The sequence below is a fragment of the Serinicoccus sp. JS2-9 genome (genome assembly GCF_059025165.1).
In genome coordinates this window covers 1,292,552-1,307,689 of record NZ_CM180091.1, presented here as the reverse complement: position 1 = coordinate 1,307,689, position 15,138 = coordinate 1,292,552, and the positions used below count along the sequence as shown (strand labels likewise).

The window sequence follows — 15,138 nt, the reverse complement described above, 5'->3', positions numbered from 1 at the left end:
GGAGAAGACGTGTCCAGCAGAGCAGCCCGCGAGTCCCGTCTCGCCAGGATCGAGGCGCAGGAACGAGAGGCGGAGAAGCGCCGGCGACGCCGCCGGTTGACCGTCGTCGGCGTCGCGCTCCTGGCCGCGGTCGCCGTGGTCTCGGCCATGCTGCTGACCTCACGCCCAGCCTCCGAGGCCCAGGCCCGCCCGGCGCCCGCCTTCACCCTGACCGACACCGACGGCCAGGTGGTCAGCCTGGAGCAGTTCCGCGGGAGCAACGTCCTCCTCTACTTCGACGAAGGTGCCGGTTGCCAGTCCTGCCTGGTGCAGATGGCCGAGATCGAGAGGGACGAGGACCTGTTCGCAGGCCTGGACCTCACCGTCCTACCCATCGTCATGAACACCCGCGACCAGATCACCCGCGACATGCGGCTCAACGGGGTGCGCACGCCGTTCCTCCTCGACGACGGCACCGTGTCCGACGCCTACGGCACCCTGGGCAAGGGCATGCACGCGGGCCTGCCCGGTCACAGCTTCGTCCTCATCGATCGCGACGGCCAGCAGCGCTGGTACGGGGAGTATCCCTCCATGTGGTTGTCACCGACCGACCTGCTCGTGCAGGTCCAGGAGCACCTGCCCGCCTGACCCCCCCGATAGGCCGCATCTCGGGCTTCCCGATGATCGAGCCCTTGGCTCAGGCGAGCGTCGAACGGATGCTGGCGCACCACCACACGGGCCATGCGCCATCGATCAGTCCGGCGGGCCCCAATTCGTTCTGGGCGAGTTGGCGGAGTTGGTTGGCCATGTGGGCGTCGCGGCCGAGGGCGGCGTGTTGGTATCGGAGGGCGGCTTGGGGGGTGGAGTGGCCGATGCGGGCCATGAGTTCGGCGAGGGTGGCGCCGGTGCGGGCGGCCAGGACGGCGCCGGTGTGGCGTAGGTCGTGGATGCGCAGGTGTGGCCGGCCGGCGGCCTGGCGTGCCTTGTGCCAGTGCCGGTAGAGGGTGTTGGGGTGGACCTGAACCTGGGGGTCGGTGACCGAGGGGAAGACCAGCGCCTCGGGCGCGGGTCCGACGTGGGCGGCCAGGTGGCCGGCCAGGGTGGGCAGCAGGTGGGGTGGGATGGCCACGTCCCGCACGCCGGCGGCCGACTTGGGGGTACCGACGGAGACCTGCCCGGTGATGCGGACCACGCCGCGGCGCACGTGGACCACCCCGGTTCTCAGGTCCAGGTCGGCGCGGCCCAGCTCGGCCATCTCCCCGAACCGCAGCCCGCACCAGGCACCGAGCAGGACCAGGGCCTGGTACCGGTCGGGCATGTGTGTCACGAGGACCTGCAGCTGGTCCAGGGTGGCTGGTTCGACCCGGCGGGCGCGTGTGGTGGTCCCGGCGCCGCGGACCCGGCAGGGGTTCGCGGCCAGGATCTCATCGGCCACGGCGGTGGCCAGGATCGAGCGGAGCAGGGCGTAGGCGTGGGCGCGCTGGGTGGGGCGGTGCGGGTCCAGGCCGGCGTGCCAGCCCCGCACCACGGCCGGGGTGATGTCCCGCAACGCCACCTGCTCGAACTCGGGCAGCAGGAACCGTTCCAGCAGCCGTTGGTAGAGGGCGCGGGTGCGGGGCTTGACGTCGCGCTGGGACAACCACGCGGCGGCGTAGGGGCCGAACGCCTCGGCGGTGCGGGCCACCTTCGCCCGCCGGGACCGGGTCGGGGACCAGGTGTCCTCCTGGATCAGGCGCCGCTCGTGCGCCAGCCACGCCTCAGCGTCGGCCCGCGTCTGGAACGTGGAGGGGGCCCGGTGGAAGTCCTGGTCCGGGCCCATGTAGAACGCCTGGTACCGCCCGCCCGACCGGCGCCGGATCGTCCCGAAGTCACGCTTGGTGCGCGTCATGGCCCCTCCCCCGGCGCTGGGTCGTGGAACCGGCCACGCTTGGGCATAACAGGAGTCATCTCGTGTCCACTCGTGTCCACCATGACGGCGCCCGCTCACGCCCGGCCCGGAGCGTGTCGCCCATCCGGCGCGGGTACCGGGCGCAACTAGGCGAGCGCGACCTTGGGCATAACTGGGGCATAACTAGTGTCATCTCGTGTCCTCTTGTGCCCGAACCTTTCACGCGCTACTGACCTTCCATCGCAGGTCAGGCACTTACGACGCAGGTCAGGCAGTCGGTGACCGTGGCGGAGTGATCTTTTCAGATCCTGTCACCCCGACCATCACGGAACCGGCCCTGACCTGCGACGACGTAGGTCAGGGCCGCTTCTCTTGGGTGGCCGCCACGCCCGTGCCGCCGACGCGCCGGTCGAGATCGGCCACAGCGTTCACGTGCACGCCTGGGCCGCTCGGAACGGGCGCGTCACCAGGACCGACCCGCGCGAGCGCTCGCCACCTAGGGTGGGTTGATGGCCGAGTGGGTGCCGGACGTCCTGGGCGAGCCGTTCGAGCAGTTGACGCTGCCGCTCAGCGAGGAGGGCCTGCACGGCCCGCTCGTCGCAACGCTGGTCCGACGCCTCCCCGCGCCTGCGGCCCAGCACCACCCCGACGCCGGGCCCGACCCGAAGGCCGCCTCGCTCACCGACGTGGACGTCCTCTACGTCCACGGCTGGAGCGACTACTTCTTCCAGACCGAGCTCGCGGAGTTCTGGAACGCCCTGGGCGCCCGGTTCTACGCCCTCGACCTGCGCCGCTACGGCCGCAGCCTGCGCCCCGACCAGGCGCCCGGCTACATCGAGTCCCTCGACGACTACGACGCGGACATCGAGGCGGCGCTCGCCGCGATCGCCGCCGGCGCGGCCACCCCCACCACCGGCCACACCGACTCCACCACCAGCCCTACCACCACCCCCTCGCACCCCCGCCGGCTCGTCCTCCTCGGCCACTCCACCGGAGGCCTCACCCTCACCCTCTGGGCGTCCCGCCACCCGGGACGCGCCAGCGCCCTCGTGCTCAACAGCCCGTGGCTCGAGCTGCAGGTCGGACGATTCGGCCGCCGCGCCGTATCGCCCCTCGTCGAGGTGCGCGCCCGCACTGATCCGCGTCGCACGGGGCTCACCCTGGACCTCGGCTACTACACCCAGGCCCAGCAGATCATCGGCTCGCAGCCCCCACCGCACCTTCCCGACGCCTGGCGGCCCGAGCGCGGCTTCCCACCCCGGGTCGCCTGGGGCGCCGCCATCCTGGCCGGTCACCGTCGGATCGCCCGCGGAGAGGTGTCGGTCGACTGCCCCGTACTGGTGCTCCTGTCAGCGACGTCCTCCTCCCCCTTCACCTGGACCGCCGACATGACGCACGCCGACTCGGTCCTCGCCGTGGAGGAGATCGCGTATGCCGCCACCCGCATCGGTCCCTACGTCACCCTCGCTCGGCTCCAGCACGCGCTCCACGACGTCTTCCTCTCGCTGCCCACCCCGAAGGCGCAGGCCTACGCCGCGCTCGAGCGCTGGGCCCGCGCCCACCTGGCGACACCGGCGGGCGCGACACGGACCCCGGCGGCTCACGATGCCTGAGGTCAGGTCATACCTTGACGCTGCGGCATCCTGCCCTGACCACGTCCGTTACCTTGATAGCCTGCTCCGCATGACCCGCCGCACCTGCTCCTGCCCGGGTGGCCGGGGCGTGCCCTGGGCGGGGACCGCATGAGCCTGCTGTGGACGCTGGTCATCTCCGGACTGACCGTCGTCGCCACGGTCCCGCTCACCAAGCTGCTCGGTCGGCACGCCGGCTGGCCCCTCGCGGCGCTCTACCTCGCGGCGGCCGGTGCCTACTGGCCGGCCGCGAGCGAGGTCATGCAGGAGGGCACAACCTCGTGGTCGATCCCGTGGGTGCCGACACTGGGCCTGGAGCTCTCGCTGCGCGCCGACGGCCTCGGCACGGTCTTCACCTTCATCGCGCTGGTCATCGGCGCCGTCGTCCTCGCCTACTCCACGGCCTACCTCAAGCCGGGCCGCAACCTGACCTTCTACTTCTACATGGCGATGTTCACCGTCTCCATGGTGGGGCTGGTGCTGGCCGACGACCTCATCCTGCTCTTCCTGTGCTGGGAGCTGACCTCGCTGGCCAGCTTCTTCCTCATCGCCCGCTCCGGGTATGCCGGAGAGGCCGCCTCGATGCGGACCCTGCTCATCACGTTCCTCGGCGGGCTCGGGCTGCTCGCCGCCGTCACGGCGATCATCGTGCGCACCGGCACCACGGTGCTCTCCGAGGCACTCGCCCACGAGGTCTGGGACACCAACCCCGGGTTCACCGCCGGCGTGGCCCTCCTGGTCATCCTGGCCGCCTTCACCAAGTCGGCGCAGTTCCCCTTCCACGTCTGGCTGCCGGACGCGATGGCCGCGGCCACCCCGGTGAGCGCCTACCTGCACGCCGCAGCGGTCGTCAAGGCCGGCATCTTCCTGCTCATGCGCTTCTCGCCGGCCTTCCACGACGTGCCGGTGTGGAACGTCCTGCTCATCACGGTGGGCCTGGTCACCTGCGGTCTCGGCGGGTGGTTCGCGCTGCAGAAGACGGACCTCAAGAAGCTCATGGCCTACTCCACGGTGAGCCAGCTGGGCCTCATCGTCGCGACGATCGGCGTCGGCACGGAGTACGCCCTGGCCGCCGCGATCCTGCACGTCATCGCGCACGCGCTCTTCAAGTCGGGCCTGTTCATGATGGTCGGCGTCGTCGACCACGCCGCCGGCACCCGTGACGTCCGCCGCCTGCCGGTGCTCTCCAGCGCCATGCCCTGGGCCTTCTGGGTGACGATCCTCGGCTGCGCCTCGATGGCCGGCGTCCCGCCGATGCTGGGCTTCGTCTCCAAGGAGAGCATCCTCACGGCGGTGCACGAGGCTCCGGGGGGCGCCTGGGCCGGCTGGGCCGCCTTCCTCGGCGTCGCGTTGACCGCGGTCATCACCTTCTCCTACTGCGCCAAGATCGTCTTCAACGGCTTCTACGACGGCCGTGGCCAGAGCAAGTGGCCCGAGGACCGCCCGCTGCACACGACCCCGTGGGCCCTCGGCACCTTCGCCGCGCTGCCCATCGTCGTCGGGCTGCCGCTGGCCTTCGTCGTCGGCATCCTCGACACCCCCGTCGGCCGGGCCACCGCCGCGATGCTGCCCGCCGACGCCGAGGAGCCGCACCCGCACCTCACGCTGTGGCACGGCTTCACCCTGGAGCTGTTCACCTCGGCCGCGATCATCGCCGTCGGCGTCTTCATCACCCTGCGCCGCCGCTCCTTCTTCCCCGCCCGCGAGCGGCGCCCGTTCCCCGTCGAGGGCGCGACCGTCATCGCCGCCATCATCCGGGCCGCCGCCAAGGGAGGTATGTCGCTCGCGCTCCTCGTGCGCGCCGACAACCCCACCCGCCACGTCGCCGTGCAGTTCGTCGCCTTCGCCGCGCTCGTCCTGGGCGGTGCGGCATGGCTGGCCGGTGCCGACCACCTGCTCCCGATGCAGGACGGGCTGTGGCAGCCGATCGACGTGGTCGTGCTCGTCGTCATCGCGATCGGCGTCGGCGTGCTGTGCCGTGCCAACTCGCGGCTGGCCGCCGTGGTGGCCCTGTCGACGATCGGCATCGCGGTCACGGTGCAGATCTTCGCCCTCGGTGCCCCCGACGTGGGTTTGACGCAGCTGCTCGTCGAGTCGCTGACCGTCCTCATGATCATGCTGGTGCTGCAGCGGCTCCCGCAGACTTTCGGCCGCGGGCCCCGGCTCGGCCACAAGGCGGCGCTGCTGCTCGCCGGCGTCGGGGGCCTCTCGGCGGGCGTCGCCGCCTGGGCGCTCACCGGCCGGCGGGACCGCAGCGAGATCGCGATCTGGTATCTCGAGGAAGGTCCGGTCGAGACCGGCGGCGACAACGTCGTCAACACCATCCTCGTGGAGTTCCGTGCCCTCGACACCTTCGGCGAGCTGACCGTGCTGGGCATGGCAGCGGTCGCGATGGTGGCGATCCTGTCCACCGTGCGCGACCGTTACCTCGACCCGGCCCCCGAGGACGACCGCAACTACGTGCCCCTGCCCGAGGTGCCGCTGCGCGAGCGCGGCTCGACGGCATACCGTGCGGTCACCGAGGCGTGGGGCAACGCCGTGCCGATGCAGCTGCTGGTGCGCGTCACCGCGCCGCTGCTGGCGATCATCTCGGCGATCCTCTTCCTGCGCGGGCACAACTCCCCCGGCGGCGGCTTCATCGCCGCGCTCGTCGGCTCCTCGATCGTGGCGCTCATCTATCTGTCGACCTCGCGCGACCGGCAGATCGGGCCGCCCAAGCTGCCGCTGCGCCTCGTCGGCATCGGCATCCTCATCGCCGTCGCCACCGGCCTGCTCGGCCTCGTCGGGCACGTCTCCTTCCTGGAGCCGCTGCACACCTACATCGGCAGCTACAAGCTCATCTCCCCGATGGCCTTCGACCTCGGCGTCTACCTCGCCGTCCTCGGCCTGGTCATGGAGGCCTTCAACCTGCTCGGTGCCACGGGCGGCCGGGAGGGCACCCGTGAGCGCGCGGACGAGTCGGTGGAGGGCGAGATGAGCGGCCCGATGGACACCGCCCGCGGCGAGCGACCGCAGTCGCTCAAGGAGCTGCGCCAGCGGATCCCTGGCCGCCAGTCGCGCTATCTCCAGCAGGACGAGCGCCCCCCAGGAGGTGGACCGACGTGATCCTGCCCATCACCATCGGCCTGCTCACCGCCGGCGCGATCTATCTCATGCTGCAGCGCGGCATGGTGCGCATCGTCTTCGGGCTCGCCCTGCTCTCGCACGCGGCCAACCTGCTGCTGCTCTCCACCGGCGTCACCGCCTGGCGCGGTGAGCCGCTGCCCAGCCGCACCGGTGTCGAGGCCGCGGGCGACCCGCTGCCGCAGGCCTTCGTCCTCACGGCGATCGTCATCGCGCTCGCGGTGACCGTGCTCATGCTCGCGATGGCCGTCATCGGGCACAACGACGACACCAAGCGGATGCCGGCCACGGGGGAGACGCACGAGCGATGATGACCGCCGCCCTCCTCCCGCTCCTCGCCGCGATCCCCATCGCGGCGGCCGCGCTCACCGTGCTCTGGCGCAACCAGATCTGGCAGCGCGCCTGGCTGATCGGCATACCCGTCCTGACCGGGCTGGCCGCGGTCGACCTGCTGGCCCAGCACCGGGAGACCCCGGTCCTCGCCGAGAACGTCGGCGCCTTCCTCCCGGGGATCGCGATCCCGTTCGTCTCCGACACCTTCAGCGCGCTCATGATCCTGGTGACGTCGTTCACCGTGCTCATGTGCATCGTCTTCATGATGGTGACCCGGGAGGACCGTTACCGCCTCGTGACGCCGCTGGTACTCATGCTGCTGGGCGGCGTCAACGGGGCGTTCCTCACCGGCGACCTGTTCAACCTCTTCGTCTTCGTCGAGGTCATGCTGCTGCCGAGCTATGCGCTCATCGCCGTCACCGGCACCTGGCGTCGCCTCGGCGTCGGGCGGACGTTCGTCGTGGTCAACCTGCTCACGAGCACGATCCTGCTCATCGGGGTCGGGCTGGTCTACGCCACCGCCGAGACGGTCAACCTGGCGCTGCTCGTGGGCGCCGGCAACGACCCGCGCACCATGCTGAGCTCCGGGGTGGTCCTGCTCGCCCTGGCGATCAAGGCCGCCGTGGTGCCCATGCACACCTGGCTGCCCCGGTCCTACCCCGCGACCTCGGCGGCGATGATGGGGCTCTTCTCGGCGCTGCATACCAAGGTCGCCCTCTACGCCCTCTTCCGGATCACCTCGACGCTGTATGAGGGCCGGCCGCCGTGGGCGCTCATCCTCGCCACCCTCGTGGGTCTGTCGATCGTGGTGGGTGCCTACAGCACCTTCGGCGAGCGGGTCATGCGGCGGGCGCTGTCGTGGCAGCTGATCGCCAGCAACGGCAACGCGCTGGTGGGCCTGGTGCTCTTCACGCAGTTCTCGCTAGGTGCCGGCATCTTCTACATGCTGCAGAGCATCCTCACGATAGGCGCCCTCATCCTGGGTGCGGGGGCGATCGAGCAGACCTACGGCTCCGGACGCTACGAACGGCTCTCCGGCATCATCCGGCGCGACCTGTGGCTCACCATCACGTATGCCTTGGCGCTCATGTCGCTCGTCGGGCTGCCCCCGAGCGCCGGTTTCTTCGGCAAGGTCTGGCTGGTGCAGGCGGCGGCGCAGGCCGGGGGCGTCTGGCAGATCGTCTTCATCACCCTCATCTGCGTCGGGGCGCTGGGGTCGCTCGTGGCGATGCAGAAGTTGTGGGTCGGCGTCTTCTGGGGGCCGGACATGGAGGACTACCTCCCCGACTCCCCCAAGACGGGCCGCGGGCCCAAGCAGCTGCTGACCGACGACGTCCGCGTCACGCCGCGGCTGCTGGCGCCGATGGCGGTTCTGGTCGCGGCCCAGCTGACCATCTTCGTCCTCGCCGGGCCCGTCCTGGAGATCACCCACCGGGCGGCGACGGGCCTCATCGACCTGGCGCCCTACGTCGAGGCGGTGATGGGCTGATGCTCAACCCCGTGCGGACCGTGACGTATGGCGCGTGGCTCGCCCTCGAGGTGGTGCGCGGCGCCGTGCGCATCGGCGTCGACGTCGTCACGCCGGGCCTGCGGGTGTCGCCGGCCATCGTCGCGCTGCCGCTGCACTGCGAGACCGACCTGGAGATCAGCGTCATGGCCTCCTCGATCACCATCACCCCCGGCACCATCACCGTCGGGATCGCTCCGCGGACCGGCGACTCGCCCCCGACGCTCTACGTCCACGCGCTCTACGGCGACGAACCCGACAGCGTGGTCGCCGACCTGCGCGAGATGGAGCACCGGCTGCTGTCGATGACGCGGGGCCGACCCAAGGCCAGCTCGGCGATGGAGGTGGAGCCCTCATGAGCTTCGTCATCTGGACCACCGCGCTCATCCTGCTCCTCGCCGCCGTGCTCGGGCTGGCGCGGGTCGTGACGGCGCGGGACGACGCATCCGTCGCGGCCGTGAGCGACCTGGTCTACTTCTGCGCGGTCGGGATCTTCCTCACGGTCGGGATCGCGTCCGGCTCGGTGGTGCTGCTCGACGTCGCGTCGCTGGCGGCCCTGGTCGGCATCCTCGCGACCGTGTCGCTGGCCCGGATCCTCACCAGGGGGAGCCGATGAACCCCGTCCTCGTCGCCGTCATCGGCGTGCTCAGCATCGGTGGAGCGATCTTCGTGCTGCTCAGTGCGATCGCCATGCACCGCACCCGCGACGGGCTCTCCCGGATCAACGTGCTCTCGGGGGCGACCGGGCTCGGCCTTCCCGCCATCATCGCCGCGGTCTACGTGCACCACGTGGCGACGCACGGCTTCGACGTCATCGATCTCATCAAGCTCCTCGTTGCCGTCGGTGGCTTCATCATCATGAGCTCGGTCGCCTCGAACGCGCTCGGCCGAGCTGCGTACCGCTCAGGCGCACCCCTCGACCCGGCGACGGACCCCAACGACCTCGCCTGACGTCATACCGACCGGGCGTCGTGAAGGGTTGCTCCACGACCCACCGGGCGTCGTGAATAGTTGCTGTCAGGCGCTGCCGTGCAGCGCGGCGAGCTCGGCCTCCATGACCTCTTCGTCGTCGGCGTCCAGGCGCACGTGCGCGAGAAGGGTATGCAGCACGCGCAGCGCCGAGGCGGCGCGCTCGCCCCAGGAGGAGAGATAGCTGAACTGCCACCACCACATCGCCTCCGTCGGGCGACCGGCGGAGTAGTGCTCCTGGCCGTGGGAGAGGTCAGCGGCGACCGCGACGAGGTCGTCGGCGAGGGACCCTCGGGTGACCTCACCGGAGAGCACCGGGTCCTCCAGGTCGCAGTAGGCGTCGAGGCCCCCGAGCAGGTCGTGCAGCGCCTCCCGGATCCGCTCCAGGTCGGTGTCCGGGCCGGCGTCCGGCTCGAACCGCTCCCGAGGAACCACGTCCACCAGCGCGCCGAGCCGAGCCCCGGCGGCGCAGAGCTGGCCCACCGAGAGCAGCAGCAGCGGGAGCGCCGACTCAGCGGCGTCCCCGGAGGCCACCTCCTCCAGACTCGCGAAGTAGGCGGCGACCTCAGCGTGCATCTCCTGCGCCGGCTGGCCCCAGTCGTCATGGACTTCCTGAGTCATGGGCCCCACCCTAGGCGACACCGGCCCTGCCTGCCGGACTCGACAGGCGAGGCTCTCGGAGTGAGCAGACGAGGCTCCCGGAGTGAGCAGGCAAGGCTGCCGGAGTCAGCAGGCCAGGCTCCCGGAGTGAGCAGGCAAGGCTGCCGGAGTGAGCAGGCCAGGCTCTCGGTCAGGGTGGGGTGGGGGTGGGGTTGGGCGTGCTTGTCGGTGTGGGTGTGGAGATCATGCGGCGACCCTCGAAGGCGCGGCCCAGAGTGACTTCGTCGGCATACTCCAGGTCGCCGCCCACCGGGAGCCCGGAGGCGAGCCGGCTCACGCTCACGCCGTCGTAAGGCGCGAGGAGCCGGGCGAGGTAGGTCGCGGTCGCCTCACCCTCGAGGTTCGGGTCGGTCGCGATGATGACCTCGGTGACCTCACCGTCGGCCAACCGGGCCACCAGCTCACGGACGCGCAGGTCGTCTGGCCCGACGCCGCCGATCGGGTTGATGGCGCCTCCGAGCACGTGATAGCGCCCACCGAACTCCCGGGTGCGCTCGATCGCGGCGACGTCCTGGCTCTGCTCGACCACGCAGATCATCGCCGGGTCCCGCCGCGGGTCGAGGCAGATGCGGCACTGCTCGGCCTCGGCCACGTTGCCGCAGGTCTCGCAGAAGCGCACCTTCTCGCGGATCTGCAGCAGGGCGTCGGAGAGCCGGGTGATGTCCTCCGGGTCGGCTGCCAGCAGGTGGAAGGCGATCCGCTGCGCCCCCTTGGGGCCGACACCGGGCAACCGCCCCAGCTCGTCGATCAGGTCCTGGACCACGCCTTCATACACAGCACGCCACTGTATGCGGTCGGGCCGACTCCCCCTCGGCGGCTCGCGGTGACGCTGCTGGTCGGGGAGCGACGGCATACCTGTGCAGGTGCTGGTGACACAGGCGTGCGCGGAACGACGCCTGTGTCACGAGCACCCGCACATCCGTGGGCCCTGCCTAGCCCAGCAGCAGTCTGCGCAGGTCGTCGGCGTCGCGGGCCAGCGCGTCGGGACCGGCTGCCTCGAGGTCGTCCACGCTCCCCGCACCCCAGGTCACCGCGACTGCGTTCATCCCGGCCGCCCGGGCCGCCTGCACGTCCACGACCGCATCGCCGACGTAGACGCAGCGGCTCGGGTCGAGCCCCAGTCTGCGGGCGCCCTCGAGCAACGGCGCGGGGTCGGGCTTGTGCCGCGAGGTCTCCGCCAAGCCCACGACCAGCTCGACCTCAGGGACCCGGGTGAGGCGCATCCCCCGGCGGACCAGCTCGGCCCGCTTCGAGGAGACGACCGCCACGGATCGGCCGGCTGCCTGCAGCGCCTCGACGAGCTCGCCGGCGCCGGGCACCGGCTCGATGAGGTCGTCGTGGTACGCCAAGTTGTGCTCGCGGTAGCGCTGCACGAGCGCATCGCTTTCGCCCGGACGCACCTCCTCCAAGGTCTCGCGCAGGGCCCGACCGATCCAGCGGCGGATCGTGGTCTCGTCCGGCACGCCGACGCCTGGGCTGCCGCTGGTGTCTGCGCTGCCCGCGTCGTTGCCACCCAGAGCGTGTCGGTAGGAGGCGACGATCAGCGGGATCGTGTCGGCGAGGGTGCCGTCGAAGTCCAGCAGGATGCCGTCGCAGGAGAGAGCATGGTCGCGGGTCACGTCGCCGGGCTTTCGACACCACGCCGGCCCTCAGGGCCGGGCCTGGCCTCGGCGTCGCTCACGTGGCCGGGCCGCTGGACCGGGTGGCGTACTCCCCCGCCCACTCCTGGCCGGTCATCGCCAGGATCCGCTCCATAACCTCGTCGGTGAGCTCGCGCCGGGCCCGACCCTGAGGCACGCCGTCGAAGCGCCCGGCCACCTCAATGGGGCGGCCGAACTCGACGCGGACCTTCGCCCTCCGCGGGAAGCGCGCCCCGACCGGTTGGATGTCCTGGGTGCCCTGCAGTCCGACCGGCACGATCGGGCACCGCGCCTCGAGCGCCAGCCAGGCGACGCCCGTGCGGCCGCGGTAGAGCCTGCCGTCGCGGGACCGCGTGCCCTCGGGATAGATCCCGAAGGCACCACCCCCTCGCAGGTGCGCGAGGGCCGCGTCCAGCGACTGCTGCGCCGCTCGCGCGTCGTCCCGGTTGACGGGGATCGAGCCGACGCCCTCGAACCACTCTCGGCTGATCCAGCCCTTGACGCCAGTGCCCGTGAAGTATTCGGCCTTGGCGAGGAAGGCGACCTGCCGGGGTGAGGTCAGCGGGATGACGACGCTGTCGATGAACGAGCGGTGGTTGCTCGCGAGGATGACCGGACCATCCATCGGCACGTGGTCACGCCCGACGACCTCCGGACGCCAGATGGCCGTGGCGAGCGGAGTGACGATGGGATGGAGCAGTTCGTAGAGCATCCGTGGAGGTTCCTCACCCGACAGGGTCGTCATTGATGGCGATGACAGTACCCCCGAGGACGTTCTCGATGACCGGCTGCCCCACGGCACCGGAGGTGGCCAGATCCTCGTCGTCGATGCTCGGGGCGTCGCCACCGGGGGTGGGCGCCGCGGTGCCGGCCGCGCCGCTACGGTCCCCCGCGCCGTTGGGGTCACCTGCGCCGTTGGGGTCACCTGCGCCGTTGCGGCCGCCCGGGCCGGCAGCGCCGGTGCCCGACTCGAGGTCGGAGCCCGACTCCCCGGTCGCCCAGGACGGCGCTGCGCCGGAGCGGGCCGTCTGCGACCAGTCGGGTCGGTCGGCGGCGGCGACGGAGGCAGAACCCGCCACGGTCGCACCGGCCCCGAGCTGCTCGGCGAGCACCGCATCCGCGGGAGTGCCCGGCTGGGGCGCCTCGCCGCGGCCACGACCGCGCACGCGCACGGGCTTGGTCGGTGTCGCCGGAGGGTTCACCGCACCGGACTCCCCGGCTCGGGAGCGGGTGCGCAGGCGACCCCGCTGCGGGGTGTCGGGCAGGACGCTGGGCGCGTGCGGCGTGGGATCGGCCGCCTCGCCCGCTCCGGGCGCTGCGCCGGTGCGCGGCCCGTCGTCCGGCGCATCGACCTGCGGTGCACCACCGGATCGCCCCTCGTCCTGCGGCGCGTCCGGCACCTCCTCCGGCGGCCCGTCGTCCGGCGGATCGGCCGGCGGTGGCTCGTCGTCCGGAGGCGGCACCTCGGTCGGACGCGCACTCTGCTCGGGTCGCGGCTGCTGCGGAACGCGGCCGGCGTCACGTCGCTCCCCCGCGCCGCCCTGGCCGGAGGGCGCCGGCGCGACGGCAGTGCCTCGCGAGGCCGGCTCGGCCGGCGCCGACCGGCCCGCGCCACCGTGCTGCGGGCCTCCAGGCCCAGCCGGCGGCCGCTGGTCGTGCCCGCCGCCCCCAGACGGGCCCCCGATGACGGTCGCCTCGATGCGGGTGTCCAGGGCGAGCGCGTCGAGCACTCCCTGCCGCAGCGCCTCCTCGTTGGAGGTGCCCATGAAGTGGCGGATCCAGCGCTCGTCGGGCATCCCCACGAGCAGCCGGCGCCCGTCGAAGTCGACCACCTGCATCGACTCCAGCGCGCCAGCGGTCCGCCGGCTGATCTCGCGCACCGCGGCGATGATGTCGGGCCAGTGCCGACGCAGCGCGGCGGTGTCGAGATGGCCAGGAGCCTGCTGCACCGCCGAACCCTCACCGGAGGCCCCCTCACCGGCGGCCCCCTCACCGGCCCGCCGACCGGCGACGTCCTGACCCGCCGGCTCGTGGCCGGTCGCGGGCTCACCCGTCATCGCACCCGTCTCCTGCGCGGCCGCGCCTACGCCCGCGGCGGCCTGGGCCCGCTGTCGTGGTGACGCACTCGCGGGGGCCGCACCGGTGGTCGCGCCCGCCGCACCCCCAGATCTCCCCGCAGCTGCCGCACCCTGCGCGGCAGGTCCCGGGATGTCGGTGGGCGGTGCCCCACTCGTCACCCCGCCCGCACCCAGCCGCCGCTCGAGGCGGTCCAGGCGCGCGGCATACCCCTCCTCGCCCGCGGCGGCCGGGAGCAGCAGTCGGGCGGCGAGCAGCTCGAGCATGAGGCGGTAGGACACCGCGCCGGTCATCTCGGACAGCCCCTTGCTCACCAGGTCCGCCGACCGCGAGAGTCCGCCAGCGCCATAGGCCCCCGCCTGGCGCCGCATCCGCTCGACCTGGTCCTCGGGCAGCCCGGGCAGCAACCCTCCTGCCTGCTCACCGACGGCGGCGAGCACGATGAGGTCGCGGTAGCGCTCCAGCAGGTCCTCGACGAAGCGCCGCGGGTCATGGCCGGACTCCATCACCCGGTCCACCTGCGCGAAGACCGTCGCCGCGTCCCCCGCGGCCACCGCCTCCACCACGGCGTCGAGCAGCTCGACATCGGTGAAGCCGAGCAGCGCAGCGGTGCGCTCGTAGGTCAACCCCTGCTCGCCCGCCCCGGAGATGAGTTGGTCGAGCACCGACAGCGAGTCACGCACCGAGCCCCCACCGGCACGCGTCACGAAGGAGAGCACACCGGGCTCGAGCGTCACGCCCTCCTGCTCGCACAGCTGCTCGAGGTATGCCGTGAGTCGCTGCGGCGGGACGAGGTGGAAGGGGTAGTGGTGGGTCCGGGAGCGGATGGTCGCCAGGACCTTCTCCGGCTCGGTCGTCGCGAAGATGAACTTCACGTGCGGCGGCGGCTCCTCGACGATCTTGAGCAGGGAGTTGAAGCCCTCCCGGCTCACCATGTGCGCCTCGTCGATGATGTAGACCTTGAACCGCGACTGGGCCGGCCCGAAGGCGGCCCGCTCGCGCAGCTCGCGGGTGTCGTCGACCCGCCCGTGGCTGGCCGCGTCGATCTCGATGACGTCGACCGACCCGGCACCGTCGCGGGCGAGCGCGACGCACGAGTCGCAGGTGCCGCACGGCTGGTCGGTCGGCCCCTGCTCGCAGTTGAGGCAGCGGGCGAGGATGCGCGCGCTGGTGGTCTTGCCGCAGCCACGCGGACCGGAGAAAAGGTAGGCGTGGTTGACCCGCTCCGAGCGCAGCGCCTGCATCAGCGGCTCGGTGACGTGCTCCTGCCCGATGACGTCGGCGAAGGACTCGGGCCGGTAGCGGCGATACAGGGCGGTGCTCACACGACCG

Annotated in this window: 14 protein-coding genes; 8 read left to right on the top strand and 6 right to left on the bottom strand. The window is 71.9% G+C overall.

Translation table 11 applies throughout. The features are described from left to right. Positions 1–9: 9 nt before the first annotated feature. Positions 10–627: a peroxiredoxin family protein gene (locus AC5PYY_RS06520; RefSeq protein WP_493898975.1), complete on the top strand. Its 618-nt coding sequence runs from the start codon at positions 10–12 to the stop codon at positions 625–627. A gap of 49 nt (positions 628–676) precedes the next feature. Here AC5PYY_RS06520 and AC5PYY_RS06515 read toward each other — a convergent pair whose 3' ends face one another. Next, complete coding sequence (locus AC5PYY_RS06515; protein ID WP_493898974.1) at positions 677–1,867, bottom strand: tyrosine-type recombinase/integrase; 1,191 nt, start codon at positions 1,865–1,867, stop codon at positions 677–679. A gap of 509 nt (positions 1,868–2,376) precedes the next feature. Here AC5PYY_RS06515 and AC5PYY_RS06510 point away from each other — a divergent pair. The 7 genes from AC5PYY_RS06510 (at position 2,377) to AC5PYY_RS06480 (ending at position 9,412) form a co-directional block, all read left to right on the top strand. Continuing rightward, a complete protein-coding gene (locus tag AC5PYY_RS06510) occupies positions 2,377–3,480 on the top strand; it encodes an alpha/beta hydrolase (protein ID WP_493898973.1) in 1,104 nt (367 codons plus the stop codon). A gap of 129 nt (positions 3,481–3,609) precedes the next feature. After that, positions 3,610–6,603, top strand: coding sequence for a DUF4040 family protein (locus AC5PYY_RS06505; protein ID WP_493898972.1), 2,994 nt, complete (start codon positions 3,610–3,612; stop codon positions 6,601–6,603). After that, positions 6,600–6,932 carry a sodium:proton antiporter gene (locus tag AC5PYY_RS06500; protein WP_493898971.1) on the top strand — a complete coding sequence of 111 codons (333 nt, stop codon included), beginning with the start codon at positions 6,600–6,602 and terminating at the stop codon, positions 6,930–6,932. Before AC5PYY_RS06505 ends, AC5PYY_RS06500 begins: the two co-directional genes overlap by 4 nt. After that, complete coding sequence (locus tag AC5PYY_RS06495; protein ID WP_493898970.1) at positions 6,929–8,443, top strand: proton-conducting transporter transmembrane domain-containing protein; 1,515 nt, start codon at positions 6,929–6,931, stop codon at positions 8,441–8,443. The genes AC5PYY_RS06500 and AC5PYY_RS06495 overlap by 4 nt, the downstream gene beginning before the upstream one ends. Continuing rightward, the gene (locus tag AC5PYY_RS06490; RefSeq protein ID WP_493898969.1) at positions 8,443–8,820 is read left to right on the top strand and encodes a Na+/H+ antiporter subunit E; all 378 of its coding nucleotides are present in this window, start codon (positions 8,443–8,445) and stop codon (positions 8,818–8,820) included. The genes AC5PYY_RS06495 and AC5PYY_RS06490 overlap by 1 nt, the downstream gene beginning before the upstream one ends. Beyond that, entirely contained in the window at positions 8,817–9,077 is a 261-nt protein-coding gene (locus AC5PYY_RS06485) for a monovalent cation/H+ antiporter complex subunit F (RefSeq protein ID WP_493898968.1), read from the top strand. The genes AC5PYY_RS06490 and AC5PYY_RS06485 overlap by 4 nt, the downstream gene beginning before the upstream one ends. After that, the gene (locus AC5PYY_RS06480) at positions 9,074–9,412 is read left to right on the top strand and encodes a cation:proton antiporter (RefSeq protein ID WP_493898967.1); all 339 of its coding nucleotides are present in this window, start codon (positions 9,074–9,076) and stop codon (positions 9,410–9,412) included. The genes AC5PYY_RS06485 and AC5PYY_RS06480 overlap by 4 nt, the downstream gene beginning before the upstream one ends. Positions 9,413–9,478: 66 nt before the next feature. On the opposite strand, the gene AC5PYY_RS06475 is transcribed toward AC5PYY_RS06480, so the two are convergent. From AC5PYY_RS06475 to AC5PYY_RS06455, 5 genes are all read right to left on the bottom strand, one after another. After that, positions 9,479–10,051: a DUF5063 domain-containing protein gene (locus tag AC5PYY_RS06475; RefSeq protein ID WP_493898966.1), complete on the bottom strand. Its 573-nt coding sequence runs from the start codon at positions 10,049–10,051 to the stop codon at positions 9,479–9,481. A 169-nt stretch (positions 10,052–10,220) separates the two neighbouring features. Further along, positions 10,221–10,865 (bottom strand): recombination mediator RecR, encoded by a 645-nt coding sequence (gene recR, locus AC5PYY_RS06470; protein ID WP_493898965.1) that lies wholly within the window; start codon positions 10,863–10,865, stop codon positions 10,221–10,223. A 157-nt stretch (positions 10,866–11,022) separates the two neighbouring features. After that, positions 11,023–11,709, bottom strand: a complete 687-nt coding sequence (locus AC5PYY_RS06465) for an HAD family hydrolase (RefSeq protein ID WP_493898964.1) — start codon at positions 11,707–11,709, stop codon at positions 11,023–11,025. Between the two features lie 58 nt (positions 11,710–11,767). Then, on the bottom strand, positions 11,768–12,442 hold the full coding sequence (locus tag AC5PYY_RS06460) for a lysophospholipid acyltransferase family protein (RefSeq protein WP_493898963.1): 675 nt from the start codon (positions 12,440–12,442) through the stop codon (positions 11,768–11,770). A 13-nt stretch (positions 12,443–12,455) separates the two neighbouring features. Further along, entirely contained in the window at positions 12,456–15,131 is a 2,676-nt protein-coding gene (locus AC5PYY_RS06455) for a DNA polymerase III subunit gamma and tau (protein WP_493898962.1), read from the bottom strand. Positions 15,132–15,138 lie beyond the last annotated feature (7 nt).